Genomic DNA, 20,346 nt, shown 5'->3' with positions numbered 1-20,346 from the left:
CGAGCCGCCTGCTGCGGCTTGCCGCCCCTCTGCGCGATCGCTCTCTATCGTCCCTCTCCCTGCAAGGAGGAGGCGCTCTGCTCGGCCCGTGGCCTCGCGGCGGAGCGCTCCGGACGCCCTTCGATCTCGACCGTGGCCTCGCGAGTCCAGAGCGTCGAGGCGCCGGCGACCACGCGGTCGGCGACCTGCTTCGAGCTCATGCCGTAGTCGAAGCCGACGCCCTGGATCGCCGCGACCAGGTTCACCGGCACCATCTGCGAGACCAGGCGCACGCTGATCCTGTAGGGGCCGGCGCCGCTCAGGCTGCCGGCGGGAACCCGGTAGCTGGCGGTCCGGCTGCCGAGCGGCTCGATGGTCATCTTCTGCTTGCGGGCACCGCGCGGCCGGCCGTAGATCGTCGTCGCCCGCGCCTCGGGCCGCACGAAGGGCTGCGGCGAGAAGGAGTGGTTGAGCGCCAGCACCTCCTCGCGCTCGCCGCCGCGCTGCATGCGCACCAGGAAGCGGGACTGCAGGCTGAACAGGTCCTCGTCGAGCGGCAGCTCGCCGTCGTGGACGTAGAGCGAATGGGCATCGCGGACGTCGCCGTTCGGATCGCGATCGCCGGAGACGTAGACCAGCTTGCCGTCGGCGTCCCTGACCTCGACCTCCAGGAAGATCAGCCGCTCGGCGTCGAAGCCCGTCGGCACCGCGTGGCCCGCGGTGCCGTTGCGGACCTCGACCTGGAAGCCGAGGCCGTCGGCATCCGCCTCGACGACCCGGATCTCGCCGAGCTTGAAGCCGTTGCGCAGCACCTCCAGGCGCTGCTGCTGCGCCCACGCCAGGCGCCGCTGCTGCTCGTCCAGGATCTTGCGCGCGTCGTAGCGGTCGTCGATCGCCAGCCAGGCGTCGGGATAGGGATGGTCGAGCGCGGCGCCGTTCTCGAAGGCGTCGGTGCCCCAGCCGGAATCGACGTCGAACCGAAGCCAGTCGCGCAGCGGCTTGAAGGCGGCCGCCTCGACGTTGTGCGGAAAGATGCCCGGGTGGACGATCGAATAGTCCGGGCCGGCGAAGTAGTGATTGGTGAGCTTGCGCGGTCGCGTCGGCACGCCGCCGACCGTCGCCGCCGGTCCTTCGTCGTAGCCGGAGGCGACCCCCTGCTCCTTGCCCATGTGGCAGTCCTGGCAGGTGACGCCGGTCGCCGCCGACTCCGTGCGGCGGTACTCCGAGAAGGCCTCCTCGAGGCGGAAGCCGTTGAACAGCGTGACGTCGTGGCAGGCGCCGCAGAAGGTCGGCCTGGTCAGGGCGAAGAAGCGCTTCACATCCTGATGGATGCCGCGCCCGCTCTCGCCGCGCTTGGTGACGACGCGGTACTGCTCGGGGCTGGCGAGGACGCGCTTCAGCTCGCTGTCGCCGGTCGGGCCGTAGACCGGCGAGAAGAGGTCGCCCTGCTTCAGGGGCAGCCGGCCGGAGACCTTGCCGTAGTCGTGGGCGACGCGGTGGCAGACGACGCAGGTGATGCCCTCGCGCGAGGTCGGATGGCGGTCCAGGTTCGAGACGTAGACCGACTCGCCGAGGTTCATGCCGACCTGGTTGTGGCAGCGGATGCAGAAGTCGCCGTCCGTGCCCGCGAGCTTGGCGTTGATCGCCATCTGCATGGCCATGTAGACGGGACTGAGCTGGGCGTAGGCGTGCTGCGAGACCGACCACTGCTCGTACTGCCTCGGGTGGCAGGTGGCGCACTGGTTGGCCGAGGGATAGAGGTCGCCGGTGGCGGCGAAGAGCTCGGCATGCATCTGGGCCGGCGTCTTCTCCGGCTCCGTCTCGCCCGGCGCGGCGCCCGTATCGGCCGGCGCCAGCAGGTCGTTCTGCAGCAGGTTGTCCGGCTTTGCCTCACCGCCGGTCGTCAGGTCGTTGGAGAGCAGGCCGCCGCCCTGGGCACCGCCCTGACCTTCGTTCCCGCCGCCCTGGCCGCCCAGCAGATCGTCGCCAGTTCCGGCACCGGTCGCCGGCAGGAGCCCGTCGTCCCCGGCCGGCTGGTCGCCGGAAAGCAGATCGTCTCCGCCACCGTCCGTCAGCAGATCGTCGCCGCTGTCCGTGAGCAGGCCGCCCCCGCTGGCCTGGGCCAGCAGAAGCCGGGCGCCGCCCGCCGGGGCCGCCCCTCGCGGATCCGCCGACCCCGGAGTCCCCTCTCGCGGGATCGCGGCCTCTGCCGGGATCGCGGTCCTCGGGGGCGCAGCCTCCGTGTCGGCCGCCGCGACGAGGGACAGGCCGCCGACGAGGGTGCCCACGGCGGCCAGGGCCGAGCCCACGGCGACCAGGGCCGAGCCGGCGGCGAGAAGCCCTGACAGCCGGAGCGGACTGCCCAGCGTCGAGCAGAATATCCCCCGAATATAGAACAAACCAACGCCTCCCCGCCCCGTGCCTGATCGCACCGCAGGTTCGCGCGCCGAAACCTTCACATCGTGAACCAAACGCCCCCAGAAGACTTAAGGTGCCACCGTCCCGGGAGTCAGATCAAGTCGCTTCTCGCAGGGCAGAACATGCGCCGTTTTGGTCCCGTCTTACTTTTGTTACTTCCGACGCCCGACTTCCTCCTCACCCACCCGCAAGGGAATGAAGAGCGGCCGGCGCCGCTGCCGGCCCCGGTACCCCATTGCCGGGGGCGGGAATCGCGGACAGCCGTACGCCCGGCCAGACGACCGGCGCGCAATCTCGGGCATTTCGGCTCGGGTCCTTCGGCGGCTTGCCAGGAATGGCGTCCCCAGCGGGAATCGAACCCGCGTCTTCAGCGTGAAAGGCTGATGTCCTGGGCCTCTAGACGATGGGGACCGCGAGGCGGCGCGAGAGATAGCGCCGGTGCCGGGCAAAGGCAAGGCCGCGCGGGCCGCCCGCTCGCAACGGCGGTAGTCACTTTGCCGCGTAACGAAATCGTCGATTGCCGAGCCGTGCAACTCCCGATAGCCTGATCCTGGATCTGCCGGTCGTCGGGCATCGTCTTTCAGGACGTCCTGCCGGGCGTGCGGACCGAGGCGACAAGACAACGTCCGGGCAAGGCTTCTTGCACAGAGGGGGGATCAGGCGATGGCTTTCGAGCCCTTGATGACTGCCATTTCCGGCTGGGGACCGACCTGGGCGCCGCGGCAATGGACCCTATGCGCCGGCCAGCTGGTGTCGATCGCGCAATACAGCGCCGTCTTCTCCCTGATCGGCACGATCTACGGTGGCGACGGGCGCACGACCTTCCGGCTGCCGGACCTGCGCGCCCGGGTGCCCGTCGCCGCGGGCCAGAGCCCCGGTACCTCCTTCGTTCCCCAGGGCGCCCTGTTGGGCTCGGAGAGCCAGGTCCTGACCGTGCTCGAGCTGCCGACGCACAACCATGTGGCATCGGCGTCGCTCACCGTGACTCATCCGGCCTCGGCCGATCCGGCGAGCGAGGGCACGCCGGGCCCGACGCTGGTGCCGGCGCAGATCGCGCAGCGCGGCGTCACCGACCTGCCGAACATCTATGGCACGCCGGACGGCACGACAATGCTGGCCCCCGGCAACGTCGTCGGCTCGGTGGCCATCGGCAACACCGGCGCCAGCGAGTCCTTCTCGATCGTGCAGCCGATACAGGCGATCCAGTACATCTTCGCGATGGAAGGCATCTTCCCCTCGCGCAACTGAGGAGGTCGACAGGATGCGCCGATCCCGCGCCCCGCGAGCGCCAGCCGTCCTGGTCGACCAGGACGGACCCAGGACGGACAAGGCATCCGACGACCGCGCCCATAGCTGAAGAGGTCTTCCCGCCATGGCCGCTCAACCGATGATCTCGATGATTTCCGCCTGGGGCCCGACCTGGGCACCGCGACAGTGGACCCTCTGTGCCGGTCAGCTGCTGGCCATCTCCCAGTTCACCGCCGTCTTCTCCCTGATCGGGACGATCTACGGCGGCGACGGACGCACGACCTTTCAGCTTCCCGACCTGCGCAACCGTTCGCCGGTCGCCGCGGGTCAGAGTTCCGGCACGTCGTTCCATGCGCAGGGCAGCAAGACGGGCCAGGAGTCGGTCACCCTGACGGTCAGGGAGATGCCGACGCACAACCACCTCCCCGCCCACAATCTCGTGGCCATTCGCCCCGCTTCGGCCGACCCGGCGAGCGAGGGCACCCCGGACATGGTGCTGGTGCCGGCACAGATCGCGCAACGCGGCGTCTCCGACCTGCCGAACATCTACGGCGAGCCGGACGGCGTGACGACCCTGTTCGGCGGCTCGATCTCCGGCACTATCACCCTCGGCGACACCGGCGGCGGCCGATCCTTCTCGGTCGTGCAGCCGCTGCAGGCGATCCAGTTCATCTTCGCATTGGAAGGCATCTACCCGTCGCGCAACTGACGGAGCGGATCGACAAACAGAGGCGGGACGGAAGAGCGCATGATGCTCGGAAACCTGAAGGTCGAGCAGTTCAAGGGGCGCGAGGGCGAGCGCTTCGCCCTGGAGGGGGCCGGCGGCAAGCTCGAGCTGCTGCTGGTCGAGGTCAAGCACACCAGGCGACCGATCCACGCCGGCGCGACCCGCGAGCCCTTCATCCTGCTGTTCCGCGGCCCCCCGGAACGGCCGGTACCGCAGAACCTCTACAACCTGCGCGACCCGCGCCTCGGCCTGATCGAGGGCATCTTCATGGTGCCGGTGACCATGGAACAGGGCGGTGCGCTCGGCACCGGCATGTTCTACGAAGCGATCATGCAGTAGGCCCCTTCGCCGCCGCCCCGGCAGGCCGCCAGCGCAGCTCGACCAGCAGCCCGCCCTCGTCGCCGACGATCTCGAAGCCCAATCGCCGGTAGAGCGCGAGCGCGCGGCCGTTGCGCCGTGCCTTGAGGGTCAGCGCCCGCCCGGCGGTGCCCGCCTGCAGCCATCGGACGAGACGCGTGCCGATCCCCAGCCCGCGCGCCTCGGCGAGCAGCGCGACGTCGGCCAGATAGCGGCCGCCGTCGCGCGGCCCCTCGACCAGCCGGCCGACCGGCCGGCCCTCCCGCTCGACGATCCAGCGCCGTGCGCCGGGTACGCCCGAATCGAGGGCCATCTCGTGCAGCTCCGCCTGGTGCTCCACCAGGGCGCGCATTTCCGCCTCTCCGAGCGGCACCAGCAGCAGCGCGGCGCCGTGGCTCTCGGCGAACAGCCGGCACAGGAAGGCGGCATCCTCCGGGCGCTGAGGCCGCAGCCGGATGCCGCCGCCGAGCGGGATCCCGGCCTCAGAAGCCGGATTCACGGATCACCACGGCGACGGCGTTGCGCCACAGCCGGGCCAGCGGCGAGGTCGCCTCGGCCTGCAGCGAGACGCTGCCGCGCAGCACCCGGTCCGGTGCCCCGGCGCCCCTACCCTGCCCGTCGGCGAGCGGTCGCAGCAGCACGCGGTAGAGGGTATGGCTCGGCACGACGCGCCCACGGGCGTCGGTCTCGGTCTCGATCGGCCCGCCCTGCTGCTGGCTCAGATAGCCGCCCTCCAGGCTGCGCACGCCGACCGTCTCGACGGATTCGACGACGACGGGGATCGCGGCCTCGCCCGGATCCTCGGGCAGGAAGCGGCCGGTCGCACCGACCTGCAGGCGCGGCAGGTCCGGGCCGGTCGCATAGGCCCGCACCCGGCCGATCGAGGGATCGACGAGCCGCCCGATCGGCTGGTTCGGCGCAACCCAGAGGCCCTCGCGCAGGCCCGGCGGCAGGTCGACGAGGCGCCCGGCGAAGGGTGCCCGGATCGCGAGGCGCTCGCGCGTCTCCGACAGGCCGCGCGCCTCGGTCAGCTGGCTGGCGAGCTGGCTCTCCAGCACGCCGGCGCGGGCCAGGGTCTCCGGGTCGGCGGCGGTGCGCTGCAGCAGCGCCTGGGTCAGGCTCAGCTCCTGGCGCGTCTGCTCGAGCTGGAAGTCGAGATCGGGCGATTCGAGCTGGAACAGCAGAGCCCCGGCCTCGACCCGGTCGCCGTCGCGGTGGAGGATCCGGGCGATGCGGGCCGGGTGCGGGGGATAGAGCGCCGTGTAGCGCTCGGCCTGCAGGACCGCCGGCAGGTGCAGGTAGCTCTGCCAGGGCGTGGCCAGCAGCCAGAGCCCGCCGCCCAGGGCGAGCAGGCCCAGGGCCAGGCCCGGCCGCAGCCGGATGCGCTCGCGCAGCTGCCACCAGGCGGCCAGCTCGCGCTGCACCGGGCGCCAGACGAACCACCAGATCTCGACGAAGGCCAGCATCGGTCCGAGCGGCTTGAAGAACAGGTGGAAGACGACGGCAGCGATGCCGGTGAACAGGAAGAAGCGGTAGACCCAGGTCGCGTAGCCGAACAGCAGCACGCGCTCGCGGACCAGCGGGCGGAAGTGCTCGGGCGGCGGCGCGCCGTGTCCGAACAGCAGCTCGCGCAGGCGCCAGCGCGCCAGCGCGAAGCTGCGCGCCTGCAGGTTCTCGATGCCCAGCAGGTCGCTCGTCAGGTAGTAGCCGTCGAAGCGCATCAGCGGGTTGAGATTGATCGCCAGCGAGGAGATCCAGGTCACGGTCGCGACCATGAAGGCGGCCGAGCGCAGGTAGCCCTCGGGCAGGAAGCTCCAGGCCAGGGTCGCCCAGCAGGCCAGGGTCAGCTCGACCAGCATGCCGCCGGCGCCGATCAGCAGGCGCTGGCGCCGCGAGACCAGGCGCCAGGCGTCGGTCGTGTCGCTGTAGAGCACCGGCCAGAGCACGATGAAGGCGACGCCCTGGGAGCGCACCGGCACGCCGAAGCGCCGCGCCTGCCAGCCGTGGCCGAACTCGTGCAGGACCTTGACCGCGACCAGGGTGGCGGCGAAGCCGGTGATGCCGTCCCAGGTGAAGTGGTCGATCGCCGTCGCCCGGAACGCGTCCCACTGGCGCAGCACCAGCAGCAGCCCGAGCGCGCCGACGACCAGGGTCAGGCGGATGAACCAGGCGGTCATCAGCGGCCGGATCAGCGGCAAGGTCAGGGCCAGGAGGCGGTCCGGCCGGATCAGCGGGATGCGCAGGAACAGGTAGTTGTGCAGCAGCCAGGTGACCGGCCCCTCGCGCATCGCCGCCTTCTGGCTCTCCAGCGAGGCCCGCGCGTCCTCGCCTTCCTCGGCCAGCAGGCTGTTGGCGCGCAGGAAGCGCAGCAGCTGCACCAGGTCGCGCGCCGAGGTCGCGATGGTGCAGTCGGCATTGGCCCGCTCGAGCACGCGCGCGGCCTCGCCGAGCCGCCACTGCGCGAGCAGCCGGAAGGCCGCCTGGCCCAGGCGGAAATAGCGCCCGCGGACCGGGTCGTAGAGCGTCCAGGTCGGCCAGCCGTTGACGTCCGGCGGCGCCTCGTAGAGCCGCAGGTCGTCGCGCAGCGGCGGCAGGATCGCGAGCAAGTCGCTCATCGACGCCGCTCCTAGAACCCCAGGGTCTGGCGCAGCGACGAGATCGGCCGCCGGAACAGATAGAGCGCCAGCGGCACGGTCCTGCCGAAGACCTTCGCCGTGCCGTGCAGGCCGATCCGCGGCGCGGCCCACCCCGCCGCCTCCGGGTCGAAGCGCGCGATCAGGCGATAGGCCAGGCTGTTGCGGCTGCTCGGCTCGGCCTCGTAGCTGGCGCGCACCAGGGTCGCGGCGAGCGGCCGCAGCGGATCGGCGTCGAGGAACAGCTCGACCTCGGCGCCGTCGGGCAGCGCGATCGCCGAATCGACCGGCAGGTCGATGCGCAGCTCGACGCTGTCCGGGTCGGCGATCTGCAGGATCCGCTCGCCGGTCTGCACCGGCCGGCCGATCCAGTCGTTGGGATCGCCGAACACCGCGACCCCGGCGCTCGGCGCGGTCACCGCGACGCGCGCCAGCCGTGCCTCCGCGTTGGCCAGCTCGGCCTGGCGCAGCCGCACCCGCGCCTCCATCAGGGCGACCTGCGCACTGCTCTCGCGGTCGGTGAAGGCGCCCTGGCGGGCCCGGCGCAGCTCGGCCTCGGCGACCTCCAGGCTGCGCGCCGCGACGTCGCGCTCGCTGCGCAGCTTGGTGTCGTCGAGGCGGAACAGCGGCGCGCCGGCCGCGACCGCCTCGTTCGGCTGCACCGAGAAGCTCTCGACCACGCCGTCGAGGGGTGCTGCGACCACCGTCGGCTCGTGCGGCACGACCTCGGCTGGCGCCAGCACCGACTGCGGCACCGGGATCGCCAGGGCGCCGAGCAGCAGCAGCGGCACGACCAGCGCCAGCCAGCGCAGCCGATGGCTGCTCCGGCGCAGCCGGCCGCGGCCCGCCTTCGCCAGCCAGGCATGAGCGTAGGCGTCGGCGAGCTGCTCGGCGAGGACCCGCTCGCCGTCGGCCCAGGGCTGGTCGCGGACCAGCCAGAGCAGGCCGACGACCGCGCCGTCGGGCGCCTTGAAGGGGCAGAGCAGCGCCTCCGGCGCGCTCCACTCCTGCCATTCGTCGCGCTCCGCGGCAGGCAGGTCCTCCGGAGCCAGCCGGCCGGCCTCGGCCAGCCGGCCGTTGCGGCCGCACCAGGCGAAGACCCGCTCCAGCCAGCGCAGGTAGGGCGCCGAGCGATCCGGCACGGCGACACCCGACACCGATTCGACGCGAAAGCCGCCGCCTTCGCTGCCGGTCGCGAAGATCGCCTGGCGATAGGGCAGCAGGCGCCGCGTCTCGTTGACCAGCACGAAGCGCAGGGAATCGGCGCTCTGGGCATGTCGCGCCTGGCGCTCGAGCTGCAGGAAGACCGAGAAGACGACCGACTGCGCATCCGGCCGCGGCAGCCGGCCGACGTTGGTCGGCCCGCCCGGCCCCCCGCCCGGGCCGCCGTCGTTCCCCGCGCCCGGAGCGGCGGCCGGCGCGGCGTCCTCGGGCAGGCTGCTCACTGCGAGAGTCCCGATTCCGTGCGCGGTGCGGTCTCGCCGAAGTCGCCGGTCCCGCTCATGCCGGGCACCAGGGCCGCCGCGTCCCCCTTGCCGGCGGCGCCGTCGAAGGCGGCGATCACCGGCAGGGTCTGGCTGACCGCGTCGATGCGCGCCCCGATCATCTTGACGTGCGCCGGATAGCGGGCAGCGGTCTCGTCGACGGTGAAGACGAAGCGGTCGCCGGCCTTCAGCCAGGCCAGCCAGTGCGACGGCACGATCAGCCGGATGTCCGGCGTGCCGATGCCGACGATCGCGATCAGCTCGCGGCCGGCCGGCACGCTCTCCTGCTCGTGGACCAGGCGCTTGACGACGCGGCCATCGTAGGGCGCCGAGACGGTGCAGCGCTGGGCCATGAAGTCGGCCATCTTCACGTCGGCATCGGCCTTGCGCAGCCGCGCCGCCGACTGGCGCAGCTCGAGGTCGCCGATCGAGTTCAGCTTGGCGAGCTGCTTGTCGCTCTCGTACTGCAGGCGGGCGACCTCGCGGTCGGCCTGGGTCGCCGCCAGCCGCGCCCGGTAGAGCCCGCAATCGAGCTCGACCAGCGCCGCGCCCTTCTTGAAGCGCTGGCCCTCGTCGAACGGCAGGGCGGTGACCCGGCCGTCCAGCTCGCTCGACAGCGTCGCCTCCTGCTCCGGCTCCAGGACTCCCCGCGCGCGGTAGCCCTCCGCCGTGGCCTGCATGTCCGGCTGGCTCTGCTGGAGCGCCGGCAGGGCCTCCTCGGCATGGGCTCCCCGCACGACGGCCGGAACGAGGCAGGCCGCGCCGCAGGCCAGCAGCAGGACGGGGAGACGGAGGTGTCGGACCATGGCCGGCAGTCTAGTGCAGAACGCCACGCGCGGAAACGCAATCGGTTGTCCAACCCTTGCGTCCAATTCGCCTTAAGCGTCCAGGTCAGCCGGGCAGTCGGGCAAAGAGCGCCGTGCCGGCGACGAAGGCGGTGGCGACCGGCCGCTCGTCCAGGAAGCGGTCGCCGACCAGCCGCGGGCCGTCGCCGAAGGCCCAGCGGTAGTCGTCGAAGACGATCCAGCCGCCCGGCACGACCAGGTCGCCCCAGGCCGCCAGGTCGGCGGTCACGAAGGCCTCGTCGTGGTTGCCGTCGATGTGCAGCAGCGCGATGCGCCCGGCGTAGTCGGTGGCACCGAAGGCCGGGCTCTCGATGCGCCGCCCGGCGCGGTAGCGCGCGGCGCCCTCCAGCGAGGTCGCGGCCAGGGCGTTGACCCGGCCGCGCGGCAGCAGCGACAGCCGCGCCTCGAAGAAGGCCCGCGTCGCGTCGAAGTCCATGCGGTCGGCCCAGGCGTTGACCGCCCCGCCCTTGTCGTGCTGCAGGCGCTGCTCGGCCGACCAGGGATCGACGCAGAGCAGCCGGCCCAGCCCGAAGCGCTCGGCCAGCCAGCCGATCGCGAAGGCCGAGCGGCCCCAGGCCGAGCCGATCTCGACCAGGTCCCCGGCCGGGCAGCGGCGCAGGACCTCGAGCAGCGCCCAGAGCTTCTCGTCCGAGCAGTGGCCGGGGATCTGCTCCAGCGCCGAGAACAGGCCGAGCGTCTCCGCCTCGCCGAGCGCCGGCTGCAGGGCCGGCGGATCGAGCTGCCAGGCGGCGGCGCGCAGCACCGCGAGGTCCTCGGCGAGGATCCGCTGGCGGGCCAGGGCATCGTCGGGCAGCGCGGCGGTCAGGCGGGTGCCCGGCGCGATCGCCGCGAGCCGCCGCTCCAGGTGCTCGGCGATCACCGGATGGGGCGTGAAGAGCTCGTCGAAGCCGCCGTCGCGCAGCGCCGCGGCGAGCGCCGAATCGAATCCGGGCTCGGTGACGTAGGGCAGGCTGAGCCAGCCGTCGTACTCGGCGCGGGCCGGATCGTAGGACAGCGAGGAGGCGCCGACCACGCGCCGGCCGCCGAGCCGGCTGGCCCGGGCGTAGCGCCGCGCCGCCTCCATGCCGGCCGGGAAGACCAGCACGCCGCCCGCGCCCGCAATCCGACCGGTGCCGCCTTCCGCCATGGTTCCGCCGTGACCCTTTCGCTATGACTGACGGCAGCCTGCACCGCGAGCGGTGACGGCTTGGTTAACGACGAGCAACGGGAAGGCGCATGGCGGAGATCGAACTGGCGGTCGGCGAGGTCGAGCGGGTCGGCAGGGCGGCGGTCGGCCGCTTCGGCCTGAGCGCGATCGAGGAGGCGACGGTCTGGGAGCAGCTCTGGGACGCCGAGCTGCGCGGCAAGACGACCCACGGCCTGGTGCGCGTGCCCTGGCTGCTCGGCAAGCTCAGGCAATGCCACAAGGAAGTTCCGCAACCTGCGGAAGAGACAGGCTGGATCAGCCGATACGATGCCAAGGGCGCGGTCGGCTACTTCCTCGCCGAGGTCGCCGCCGACCGGGCCCGCGACCGGGCGCTGGCCGAGGGCCTGCACCTCGCGGTCTGCCGCGACGCCTTCCCGACCGGGGTGCTCGGCTACTACCTGGAGCGCCTGACCGGGCGCGGGCTCTGCGGCCTCGCCTTCTGCACCACGCCGGCCCTGGTCAAGGCCGCGCCCGAGGGCGAGCGGCTGTTCGGCACCGATCCGGTCGCCTTCGCGGTGCCCGGCGGCCCGGAGGGGCCGGTGATCGCCGACCTGACCGGCGCGCCGACCTCCTTCGGCCAGGTGCTCGCCGCCTGCTACGACGCGCCCCTGCCCGCCGAGGGCCTGCTGACCGCCGAGGGCAAGGTGCCGACGGGACCGGAGGAGATGTTCGCCCGGGATCCGGGCGGCCCGCGCTTCACCGGCACGATCCTGCAGGACATGGGCAGCCCGGCCGGCCGCCGCGGCTTCGCCCTGCTGACCGCCCTGGAGCTGGCCATGTCGCTGCTCGCCGGCCCGCCGGGCGGCGCCGGCCACTTCGCGATCCTGGCCCTGGCGCCGGAGCGGCTCGGCCTCGACGCCGCCGCCGTGCAGGCGCGCGCCGACGAGCTGACCGCGCGGCTGGCGCCGGGCCGGCTGCCCGGCCGCCACGGCGCCGAGCGCCGGCGCCGCGTGCTCGAGAGCGGCCGCATGCGGCTGCCCGGGAAGCTGTGGCGGGAGCTGTCGGAGATGGCGGGGTAGCGCCCCCGCCGCGCCTCAGGTCGAGCCGCGGCCGCGGCCGCGCAGCAGGCCGTCGAGGTTCTTCAGGAAGCCGATCATCTCCTGGGCGTCGTCGCCCAGGCCGGCCGCCTCCAGGGCGGCGACGAGGCCGGGCGCGCGGTCGGCGAAGACCGGCGCCGAGATGCCGGCGAGCCGGGCGTCGGTACAGTCGGTCTTGACCATCGAGGCCTCGTAGAGCCCGGCGCCCGACAGGTCGGCCTGGCGCAGGCTGCACTGGTTGAGCCGGGCGTAGGCGAGCCGCGCGCCGGAGAGGTCGGCCCCGGCGAGATCGGCGGCCAGGTAGGCCTGGACCAGCACCGCCCCGGCCAGGTTGGCCCCGGTCAGGTCCATGGCCCGCGGCGGGTCGCCGGTGATCGTCGCCCGGTAGAGGTAGGCGCCCTCCAGGTCGGCGCTCGAGAGGTCGCAGTCGCGGAAGCTGGCGCAGCGCCCGGCGAAGCCGGCCATGCGGGCCGCCGGGAAGCGGCACTCGACCGCGCTCATGTTCTCGGCGCTGGCGCCGGCCAGCACCAGGCTCTCGCCCAGGCAGTCGTGCCAGCTGCTGCCCTGCAGCTGCGCCTCGGTCAGGTCGAGGCCGCCGAGGCCGACGCCGACCAGGCGCGCCCGGCTGAGGTCGGCCTGGCGGAAGTCGCCGTTGGCCAGGTCGCCGCCGCGGATGTCGGCGTCGGGCGCGGCGAGGCGGCGCGCCTTGACGCCGGCCGCCTTGACGGAAGCCAGGCGCAGCGCCGGCAGGTGGGCGCCCGCGAGCACCAGGCCGTCGGCATCGGTCGGACGCTGGATGACCAGCCCCTCGCCGCTGGCGCCGGCGAAGCTGGCGCCGCGCAGCCGGACCTTGGTCAGGGTCAGCTGGCCGACCTTGGCACCGGAGAAGTCGGCCTTGTCGGCGTAGCACTCGTTGATCGTGGCGCCCTGCAGGTCGGCGCCGGCCAGCGACGCGCCCTCCAGGTAGCACTGGTAGAAGGCGCTGCCGGCGAGCTGCCCGCCGGACAGGCGCGCGCCGTTCATGTAGCAGCCGTGGAACAGCGAGCCGGTGGCGTCGACCAGCTTCGAAAGGTCGGCCCCGGTGAAGTCGCAGACCTGGGCGGCCAGGGCGTGGACGTAGGCGCCGGACAGGTTGGCGCCGCGGAAGCGCGTGCGCTCCAGGCCCGGGCAGATCAGCGCGGCGCCCGACAGGTCGCAGTCCGAGAGGTCGCTCGAGTGCAGGTTGGCGCGGTTGAGCGTGGCGCGCCGCAGGTCGAAGCCGGAGAGGTCGAGGCCCGACAGCTCGGCCTCGCCGAGCTGCAGGCCCTGGCCGCGGCTCGCGATCAGCGCCGAGGTGACGGCGGAGACCCGCTCGGCCGCCGCGGCGCGATCGGGCGCGCCGGCCTGCGTGCGCAGGAAGGCGGCGTGGTCGTCGGGAAGCGCCGCGACCGGGGGCTCTCCGCCCTTCCGCGCGCCCGCCACCGCTGGCCCGTCTGTGCTCGATACCAGGCGCATGCCCTGCCCCCTCGGATTCCGGTGCCTGGAGGCTAGCGAGCGGGCGCTTAAAGCGACGTTAACCCGTCGGCCTTTATCTCGAAGGCGATCCTTTCCTCCCGGGACCCGAGCCATGCCCCAGCCCGCCGCCGCGCAGCGCGACCCGCTTTCCGAGGAACGCGCCTTCCTGGCCCGCGTCTCCGAGGACTATCCCGAGATCGAGTCGGAGACCGAGCACGCCCTGCGCCGGGCCGCCGTGCGCCTGACCCGCACGCTGCTGCCGCCGGCCGCCGAGGTCGTCGAGCTCGGCACCGCCGACGGCTACATGGCCCGCCTGCTGGCGCCCCACGTCGCGCGCCACGAGATCGTCGACGCCGTCGCCTTCCCGGTCGCCCGCCTGCCGGCGAGCGCGCGCTTCCACCTCTGCCTCTTCGAGGAGTTCGAGCCGGAGCGCCCGGCCGACCTGGTGATCATGAGCCTGGTTCTGGAGCACGTGCTCGACCCCGTCGCCCTGCTGGCCCGCGCCCGCGGCTGGCTGAAGCCCGAGACGGGCAAGATCCTGGCGATCGTGCCGAACATGCGCGCCCTGTCGCGCCAGCTAGCCCGCGCCATGGGCCTGATCGCCGAGCTCGACGTGCTGACCGAGAACGACAGGGCCCACGGCCACCGGCGCTGCTACGACCGCTTCCGCCTGGACCGCGAGATCGCCGAGGCCGGCGGCGAGGTGCTGCTGCGCGGCGGCCTGCTGCTCAAGCCCTTCGCCAACTTCCAGATGGACCAGATGATCGCCGCCGGCATCCTCGGCGAGGCCCAGATGGATGGTCTCGACGCCCTGGCGGCCGAGTATCCGGACCTGGCGACGGCGATCTACGCGGTCTGCCGCTAGCCCGTCAGCCGGCCCGCTGCCAGTCGAACAGCGTCGGCGGCCCGCCGGCGTGGACGCTCTCGATGGCCAGCAGGCGGCGCTTGAGGGCAATGCCGCTGGTCGCCGAGAAGCCGCCGATGCGCCCGCCGGCGGCGAGCACCCGGTGGCAGGGCACGACGATCGGCCAGAGATTGCGGCCGAGCGCCCGGCCGACCGCCTGGGCCGCCTCGGGCTGGCCGATGCGTGCCGCGACCTCGCCGTAGGTCAGGGTCTCGCCCGGACGGATCGTGCGGGCCACGGCATAGACCTCGCGGTTGAAGGCCTCGACCCGGCCGAGGTCGAGCCGGAGGTCGGCCAGGTCGTCGCTGCCGCCGTCGAGCAGCGCCACGATGCGGCGCCGCGCCGACGCGATCCCGGAGGGCGCTTCCTGCGGCGCCAGCTCGCGCGCCCTCGGGAAGCGCCGTTCCAGCCGCCCCCGCGTCGCCTCCTCGCTGCCCTCGGGCAGCTGCACGGCGACCAGCCCGCGCTCGCCCCAGGCCAGGCCGCAGCAGCCGACGGCGGTCTCGAAGAGGGTGAAGAAGAGCTCGCCGGTCATGGTCCGATCATAGCAGCGGACGGCGCCTCCGGCGCGCCGGATCTTGCGCTCTAGGCCACGCCCAGCTTGCGCTCCAGCAGGCCCAGCCGGTCCTGGCCCCAGAAGATCTCGCCCTCGACGACGTAGGAGGGCGCGCCGAACACGCCGGCCGCCAGTGCCTCCTCGTTGTAGCGCGACAGCGTCTCGGCCACGTCCGACTCGGCGGCGCGCGCGGTCAGCGCGTCGCCGTCGTGCCCGATCTCCTCGGCCAGGGCCTTCAGCGTCGCCGGGTCGCCGGGATCGCGCTCCTCGGCCCAGAGCGCGCGCAGGATCGCCTCGGAGAGCAGCAGCGGATCGCCGCCGGACAGGTCGGCGGCCACGACCAGGCCCGCGGCGGCCGTCTCGTCGAAGGGGAAATGCTTCGGCGAGAGCGTGAGCGGGATGCCGAGCACGGCCGGCCAGCGCTTCAGCTCCATCATCCGGTAGGCCTGGCGTGCCGGCGGGCGCTGGGGCAGCGACAGGCCGCCGGTCGCCGGGAAGACGGTGCCCCGATAGTCGGCCGGCTTGACCTTGACCGACGCACCGGCGCGCGCCGCGAGCTCGCGCAGGCGGGCCGCCCCCAGATAGGCCCAGGGCGAGTTGAGCGACAGGTAGTAGTCGATGTGGGCCACGGCTTTCCCCTTCGGTCCCGGTTTTCTTGCTTGGCGGGGATCGAACCACCCGCTCGACCGTGCGGCAACGGCCGCGACGTCACAAGTCCTTGAACCGTCGCTGCGCGGCGGCGTTTCCGGAAGGAACCCGCGACCCTGCCGGGAGGCGAAGACGATGACGATCTGGAAGCTCGAGGCCGTGGCGCGGCCGGACGACCCGCGCTGGCAGGCCGGCCCGCGCTACGAGCGGCTGTACGTCCGTGCCGGCACGCCGGCCGAGGCGCGGATCTGCGCCGGCAAGGCGCTGGCGCCGAACCCGGCGGTGGTCGGCAACGAGAACGCCGAGCAGCCGGGCCCCTTCGAGGATGCGGCGCTCTACCGGGTGACGCGCAGCTCGGCCAACGACGCCGGCGTCGCGGCCAGCGAGGAGGGCGAGCCGGCGGTGATCGCCCGCTAGCGGCATCCCGACATCGTGCGGGTCCGGCCGAAACCCGGCTGGCGCGTTTCGCTGCGGCGCGGCAGGATGCCGTCATGACCAGCCTGCGCCTGCCGACCCGCGCCGAGATCCTGCCGGAGCCCGAGCTGCCGCGCGCCACCGAGCTGCTCGCCGAGGGCCGGCGGCTGGCCCGCGACTGGACGGTCGGCCCCTGCCCCTTCCTGGCCGAAGCCGCCGTCGCCTGCGAGGCCGACTTCAAGCGTCGCGAGGCCGCGGCCGGCCGGGTCATGCGCCACGCGCAGGTCGGCTTCCGCGATCCGGCGAAGAGCCGCCGCGCCTATGCCGAGATCCACGAGGGCTGCCGGGCCGCCGGCGCGCGGGTCGACCGCTACGGCCTCTGCCTGGACTGGGCGATGGGCTATCCGCGGGCCCTGCGCGACGCCTATCCGCACGGCACCGGCATGCTGCTGGAGGGCCCCGAGGACTTCGCCGCGCTCACCGCCATGGCGCCGGTCGCCCCGCACTTCGGCGATTTCGTGCTGGGCTTCCCCTCGGCGGTCGAGAACACCCAGGCGGCGCTGGCCGCGGGCGCCACCTCGATCGGCAACCTCGGCCAGTACTTCGCCTTCCGCCTGCCGCACTGGGACGACGAGGTCGAGACGACGCGCGCCACCGTCGTCGCGCTCGGCCTGATCGCGGCCCAGCCGGTCGAGATGCTGGTGCATTCCAACCTCGACGACGGCTTCGCGGCCCACTTCTCCGACCTCGCCTGCGGGCTCGGCGCCGTGCTGATCGAGCGGCACCTGGTCGAGACGCTGATCGGCGCGAAGGTCGGCCACTGCTACGGCCACCACTTCTCCGATCCCCTGACCCGCCTGGCCTTCCAGCGCGCGCTCGCCGAGGCCAACCCGACGCCGGGCACCATGGTCTACGGCAACACCCTGGCCTACCGCGGGACCGAGCCGCAGAACTGGGCGAGCCTGGCCGGCTATCTCGCGGTCGACATCCTGGCCCAGCGCCTGAAGCCGAGCGGCCATGCGATCAACCCGGTGCCGATCAGCGAGAACCGGCGCATCCCCGACATCGACGAGGTCGTCGCGGCGCAGCTCTTCGCCGACCGCCTGGTCGAGGCCACCGAGGGCTTCCGGCCACTGCTCGATCCGGCCGAGGCCGACGGCGTCGCCGCCGAGCTGCTGGCCGGCGGCCGGGCCTTCCAGGAGCGCGTCCTTGCCGGCCTCGCGGAGATCGGCATCGACACCGGCGACGCCCTTGAGCTGCTGCTGGCCCTGAAGCGGCTGGGCGGCAAGCGGCTGGAAGCGCTGTTCGGCCCCGGCAGCGAGGCGCCCGAGGAGCCGCGCGGCCGCAAGCCGCGGGTGCGCGCCACGACCTTCGTCGAGCTGGCACGCGCCGCCGAGGGCGTGCTCGCCGGCATCGGCCCCGACGCCCGGACCGCGATCGCCGCCGGCGGCCTGACCGCCCTGGTCGCGACGACCGACGTCCACGAGCACGGCAAGCTGCTGGTCGAGCAGGTCTTCGCCGGCCTCGGCGTCGCCGCGCTCGACGGCGGCGTCGCGACCGACCCCGACGACCTGGCCGAGGCGGCGCTGACCCAGGGCGTCGACCTGATCGCGCTCTCGACCTACAACGGCATCGCCCTCGCCTACGTCGAGGCGCTGCGGCAGGAGCTGGCGGCGCGCGGCCTCGCGATCCCGGTGCTGGTCGGCGGCCGGCTCAACCAGATCCCCGAGGGCTCGAACTCCTCGCTGCCGGTCGAGGTGACGGCCGAGTTGGCCGAGGCCGGCGCCACGGTCTGCACGACCGTCGAGGCCGCCGTGCCGGCCCTCCTGTCCCTCTGCTGGGCACGCGGCCCCAAGGCCGCGGAATAGGGCTCTCTGCCATGAAGATCGGCATCCTCGGCGTCGGCCACCTGGCCGGCTACCTCGTTCCCGGCCTGCTGCGCGAGCCGGCCTTCGAGCTGCTGCTCTCGCCGCGCAACGCCGAGAAGGCCAGGGCCCTGAGCGAACGCCACGACCTGCCGGTCGCCCCCGACGCCGAGACCCTGGTGCGGCGGTCGGAGGTCGTGCTGCTGGCGGTGCATCCCGCCAAGGCCGCCGACGCGGTCGAGGGGCTGCCCTGGCGCGCGGGCCAGACCCTGGTCTCGCTCTGCGCCGGCGTGCCGCTCGACAGCCTGGCGGCGGCGCAGCCCGCCGCACTGGCCCGCGCCATGCCGATCACCGCCGCCTCGATCGGCGAGAGCCCGACCAGCCTCTGGCCCGACCTGCCGGCGGCGCGACAGGTGCTGGCGCCGCTCGGCCCGGTGATCGCGCTGCCCGGCGAGGCGGCCTTCGAGACGGCGACCGTCGCCGCGGCCGCCTACGGCTGGCTGCAGGGCCTGATCGGCGCGCTCGCCGAGTGGGAGACGCAGGCCGGCCTGCCGCCGGAGACCGCCCGCGCCCTGATCGCCCAGACCACCCGGGCCGCCGCCGCCATCGTCCAGGCCCGCCCCGAGGCTTCCGTCGAGGCCCTGACCCGCGACGTCTGCACCCCCGGCGGCATCACCGAGCTCGGCCTCGACCACCTGGAGCGGGCCGAGGCCTTCGGTCCCTGGCGCGAGGCCTGCGACGCCGTGCTGGCGCGGCTCGAGGGCGGGGGCTGACGGCGCGGGGCCCGGCACCGCGTTCCTCTCCGTCTCCCCCCCTCCCTCGTCATCCCCGTGAAAACGGGGATCCGGAGAACGTCGCCGCTCACGCGGACCCGCGCAGTTCGTGCAGGCGACCTCTTCCTCTGGATCCCCGTTTTCACGGGGATGACGAGAGAGGGGCGGGGATGGCGGAGAGGGACGCAGGCGAGACGGCGGACGACCATCGAGAGCCGGGCCATCGGCGCGCAATCTCGCAATTGTCCTCTGACGCCCCTGCCCTATCCTTCCGGGAAACAGGGGAGGATAGGGCCATGGCCGACACGATGAACAAGGCAGCGGCGACCGACTGGCGCGCCGGCGTCCGCGTCGTGCGCGCCGGCGATCTCGCAGCCGCACGGACCGGCCCCGGCGGCACCGGGCGCGCGACGGTCTTCGACTTCACGGGCAGCGGCGGGCGCGAGACCTGGATCGGCTCGGTGGTGCTGCCGCCCGCCGTCGACACCGGCCTCCACGACCACGGCCGCCACGAGGTCGCGCTCTACGTCGTGCGCGGCCGCACGGAGATCCGCTGGGGCAGCCGGCTGCAGTTCGCCGCGGACCTCGCCCCCGGCGACTGGGCCTACTTCGCACCGGGCGTGCCGCACCAGGAGCGCAACCCGAGCGCCGACGAGACCGTCGAGTTCGTCGTCGCGCGCAGCGACAGGGAGCGCATCGCCGTCGCCCGGCCGATCGAGCCGGTCGCCGAGCCGGAGCGGATCGCCTAGCCCCTCCCGCGCCCTCCGGACGGCCGCGCCCTGCGGCGCAATGACGCCGCCGCCGCGGCCGCCGGTCCGGAACCAGCCTTCGCCGCCTCCGTTGACGGGTCAGGACCCCGAACGGAGAGCGAGATGAAGATCAGGCAGCTGAACGGCGGCCCGGAGCGCAGCTTTGCGGTGGTGCTCGACAGCGGCGAGGAGGCGGTTTCCAGCCTGCTGTCCTTCGCCCGCGACCATCAGGTCGAAGCCGGCCGCCTGACCGCCCTGGGCGCCTTCCGGCAGGTCACGCTCGGCTGGTTCGACCTCGCCCGCAAGGACTATCGCCGGATCCGCATCGACGAGCAGGTCGAGCTGCTGTCGATGGTCGGCGACTTCGCGACCGCCGAGGGGGAGATCCGCTTCCACGGCCACGTCGTCGTCGGCAAGTCCGACGGCACGGCCCACGGCGGCCACCTGCTGGAGGCCGCGGTCCGCCCGACCCTGGAGGTCATGGTCGTCGACAGCCCCGACCACCTGCGCCGCGAGCCGGACCGGCAGACCGGCCTCGCGCTGCTGTCGGTCTGAGGCGCCGCCATGGAAGCGATCGGACGCCGCCGCTGGGTCATCGCCGAGGGCTACATCCCCGAGACGGGCACCGGCCCCGAGCCGCAGATGACCAGCCACGAGACGGTCTGCCTGCTCAACGCCTCGCCAGAGGACGCGGCGGTCGAGATCACCCTCTATTTCGCCGACCGCGCGCCGGCCGGGCCCTACCGGCTGACGGTGCCGGCGGAGCGCACCCGCCACGTCCGCTTCAACGAGCTCGACGATCCGGAGCGGGTCCCGCGCGGCACCGACTACGCCAGCGTCATCGTCTCGGACCGGCCGCTGGTCGCCCAGCACACGCGGCTCGACTCGCGCCAGGCCGAGAACGCGCTGATGACCACGATCGCGTACGGCGAGTGAGCGCCGGCGCCTACGGCGAGTGAGCGCCGCGCCGCGCGCCGCCGACCACACCGTGACCGACAAGAGGAACCG

20 protein-coding genes and 1 tRNA gene are annotated in these 20,346 nt (G+C 73.4%); 11 read left to right on the top strand and 10 right to left on the bottom strand.

The annotated features are described in order from the left end of the window. Positions 1 to 44 precede the first annotated feature (44 nt). Positions 45 to 2,378 (bottom strand): multiheme c-type cytochrome, encoded by a 2,334-nt coding sequence (locus B9O00_RS26265; RefSeq protein WP_085125690.1) that lies wholly within the window; start codon positions 2,376 to 2,378, stop codon positions 45 to 47. Between the two features lie 354 nt (positions 2,379 to 2,732). After that, positions 2,733 to 2,808: transfer RNA gene (locus tag B9O00_RS26260), tRNA-Glu, on the bottom strand. A 252-nt stretch (positions 2,809 to 3,060) separates the two neighbouring features. Here B9O00_RS26260 and B9O00_RS26255 point away from each other — a divergent pair. From B9O00_RS26255 to B9O00_RS26245, 3 genes are all read left to right on the top strand, one after another. Beyond that, on the top strand, positions 3,061 to 3,645 hold the full coding sequence (locus tag B9O00_RS26255) for a phage tail protein (protein WP_085125689.1): 585 nt from the start codon (positions 3,061 to 3,063) through the stop codon (positions 3,643 to 3,645). 124 nt (positions 3,646 to 3,769) lie between these two features. Next, positions 3,770 to 4,354, top strand: a complete 585-nt coding sequence (locus tag B9O00_RS26250) for a phage tail protein (RefSeq protein WP_200808671.1) — start codon at positions 3,770 to 3,772, stop codon at positions 4,352 to 4,354. 39 nt (positions 4,355 to 4,393) lie between these two features. Next, entirely contained in the window at positions 4,394 to 4,711 is a 318-nt protein-coding gene (locus B9O00_RS26245) for a DUF6916 family protein (protein ID WP_085125688.1), read from the top strand. On the opposite strand, the gene B9O00_RS26240 is transcribed toward B9O00_RS26245, so the two are convergent. The 5 genes from B9O00_RS26240 to B9O00_RS26220 all read right to left on the bottom strand — a co-directional run bounded on the left by B9O00_RS26240 (position 4,701) and on the right by B9O00_RS26220 (position 10,838). After that, the gene (locus B9O00_RS26240) at positions 4,701 to 5,228 is read right to left on the bottom strand and encodes a GNAT family N-acetyltransferase (protein WP_085125687.1); all 528 of its coding nucleotides are present in this window, start codon (positions 5,226 to 5,228) and stop codon (positions 4,701 to 4,703) included. The two genes, B9O00_RS26245 and B9O00_RS26240, sit on opposite strands and share 11 nt — an antisense overlap. Then, a complete protein-coding gene (locus B9O00_RS26235; RefSeq protein ID WP_085125686.1) occupies positions 5,212 to 7,344 on the bottom strand; it encodes a site-2 protease family protein in 2,133 nt (710 codons plus the stop codon). Before B9O00_RS26235 ends, B9O00_RS26240 begins: the two co-directional genes overlap by 17 nt. A gap of 11 nt (positions 7,345 to 7,355) precedes the next feature. Beyond that, on the bottom strand, positions 7,356 to 8,807 hold the full coding sequence (locus B9O00_RS26230) for an efflux RND transporter periplasmic adaptor subunit (RefSeq protein WP_218822959.1): 1,452 nt from the start codon (positions 8,805 to 8,807) through the stop codon (positions 7,356 to 7,358). Beyond that, a complete protein-coding gene (locus B9O00_RS26225) occupies positions 8,804 to 9,652 on the bottom strand; it encodes an efflux RND transporter periplasmic adaptor subunit (RefSeq protein ID WP_085125685.1) in 849 nt (282 codons plus the stop codon). Before B9O00_RS26225 ends, B9O00_RS26230 begins: the two co-directional genes overlap by 4 nt. Positions 9,653 to 9,737: 85 nt before the next feature. Beyond that, entirely contained in the window at positions 9,738 to 10,838 is a 1,101-nt protein-coding gene (locus B9O00_RS26220) for a class I SAM-dependent methyltransferase (RefSeq protein ID WP_085125684.1), read from the bottom strand. A gap of 89 nt (positions 10,839 to 10,927) precedes the next feature. Between B9O00_RS26220 and B9O00_RS26215 the strand changes: the two genes are divergently transcribed. Next, positions 10,928 to 11,917 carry an Ldh family oxidoreductase gene (locus B9O00_RS26215; protein ID WP_085125683.1) on the top strand — a complete coding sequence of 330 codons (990 nt, stop codon included), beginning with the start codon at positions 10,928 to 10,930 and terminating at the stop codon, positions 11,915 to 11,917. Positions 11,918 to 11,932: 15 nt separating this feature from the next. On the opposite strand, the gene B9O00_RS26210 is transcribed toward B9O00_RS26215, so the two are convergent. Then, positions 11,933 to 13,396 (bottom strand): pentapeptide repeat-containing protein, encoded by a 1,464-nt coding sequence (locus B9O00_RS26210; protein ID WP_159460338.1) that lies wholly within the window; start codon positions 13,394 to 13,396, stop codon positions 11,933 to 11,935. Positions 13,397 to 13,541: 145 nt separating this feature from the next. Here B9O00_RS26210 and B9O00_RS26205 point away from each other — a divergent pair, with 145 nt between their 5' ends. Beyond that, positions 13,542 to 14,294 carry a class I SAM-dependent methyltransferase gene (locus B9O00_RS26205; RefSeq protein WP_159460337.1) on the top strand — a complete coding sequence of 251 codons (753 nt, stop codon included), beginning with the start codon at positions 13,542 to 13,544 and terminating at the stop codon, positions 14,292 to 14,294. Between the two features lie 4 nt (positions 14,295 to 14,298). On the opposite strand, the gene B9O00_RS26200 is transcribed toward B9O00_RS26205, so the two are convergent. Both B9O00_RS26200 and B9O00_RS26195 read right to left on the bottom strand, forming a co-directional pair. After that, the gene (locus B9O00_RS26200) at positions 14,299 to 14,868 is read right to left on the bottom strand and encodes a methylated-DNA--[protein]-cysteine S-methyltransferase (protein WP_085125681.1); all 570 of its coding nucleotides are present in this window, start codon (positions 14,866 to 14,868) and stop codon (positions 14,299 to 14,301) included. A 50-nt stretch (positions 14,869 to 14,918) separates the two neighbouring features. After that, complete coding sequence (locus B9O00_RS26195; protein WP_085125680.1) at positions 14,919 to 15,518, bottom strand: 2-hydroxychromene-2-carboxylate isomerase; 600 nt, start codon at positions 15,516 to 15,518, stop codon at positions 14,919 to 14,921. A 154-nt stretch (positions 15,519 to 15,672) separates the two neighbouring features. Here B9O00_RS26195 and B9O00_RS26190 point away from each other — a divergent pair, with 154 nt between their 5' ends. The 6 genes from B9O00_RS26190 to B9O00_RS26165 all read left to right on the top strand — a co-directional run bounded on the left by B9O00_RS26190 (position 15,673) and on the right by B9O00_RS26165 (position 20,274). Beyond that, positions 15,673 to 15,954: a hypothetical protein gene (locus B9O00_RS26190; protein WP_085125679.1), complete on the top strand. Its 282-nt coding sequence runs from the start codon at positions 15,673 to 15,675 to the stop codon at positions 15,952 to 15,954. Positions 15,955 to 16,028: 74 nt separating this feature from the next. Next, positions 16,029 to 17,819 (top strand): cobalamin-dependent protein, encoded by a 1,791-nt coding sequence (locus tag B9O00_RS26185; RefSeq protein ID WP_085125678.1) that lies wholly within the window; start codon positions 16,029 to 16,031, stop codon positions 17,817 to 17,819. Positions 17,820 to 17,830: 11 nt separating this feature from the next. Further along, on the top strand, positions 17,831 to 18,589 hold the full coding sequence (locus B9O00_RS26180) for a pyrroline-5-carboxylate reductase dimerization domain-containing protein (RefSeq protein WP_085125677.1): 759 nt from the start codon (positions 17,831 to 17,833) through the stop codon (positions 18,587 to 18,589). Positions 18,590 to 18,885: 296 nt separating this feature from the next. Continuing rightward, positions 18,886 to 19,338, top strand: a complete 453-nt coding sequence (locus B9O00_RS26175) for a cupin domain-containing protein (RefSeq protein WP_159460336.1) — start codon at positions 18,886 to 18,888, stop codon at positions 19,336 to 19,338. Between the two features lie 123 nt (positions 19,339 to 19,461). Further along, positions 19,462 to 19,893 carry a PPC domain-containing DNA-binding protein gene (locus B9O00_RS26170; protein WP_085125676.1) on the top strand — a complete coding sequence of 144 codons (432 nt, stop codon included), beginning with the start codon at positions 19,462 to 19,464 and terminating at the stop codon, positions 19,891 to 19,893. A gap of 9 nt (positions 19,894 to 19,902) precedes the next feature. Further along, positions 19,903 to 20,274, top strand: a complete 372-nt coding sequence (locus B9O00_RS26165; protein WP_085125675.1) for a sensory rhodopsin transducer — start codon at positions 19,903 to 19,905, stop codon at positions 20,272 to 20,274. The last annotated feature ends 72 nt before the right edge of the window (positions 20,275 to 20,346 follow it).

The sequence above is a fragment of the Tistlia consotensis USBA 355 genome (genome assembly GCF_900177295.1).
Lineage (GTDB): Bacteria > Pseudomonadota > Alphaproteobacteria > Kiloniellales > DSM-21159 > Tistlia > Tistlia consotensis.
This window is presented reverse-complemented; position numbering and strand designations above follow the sequence as displayed.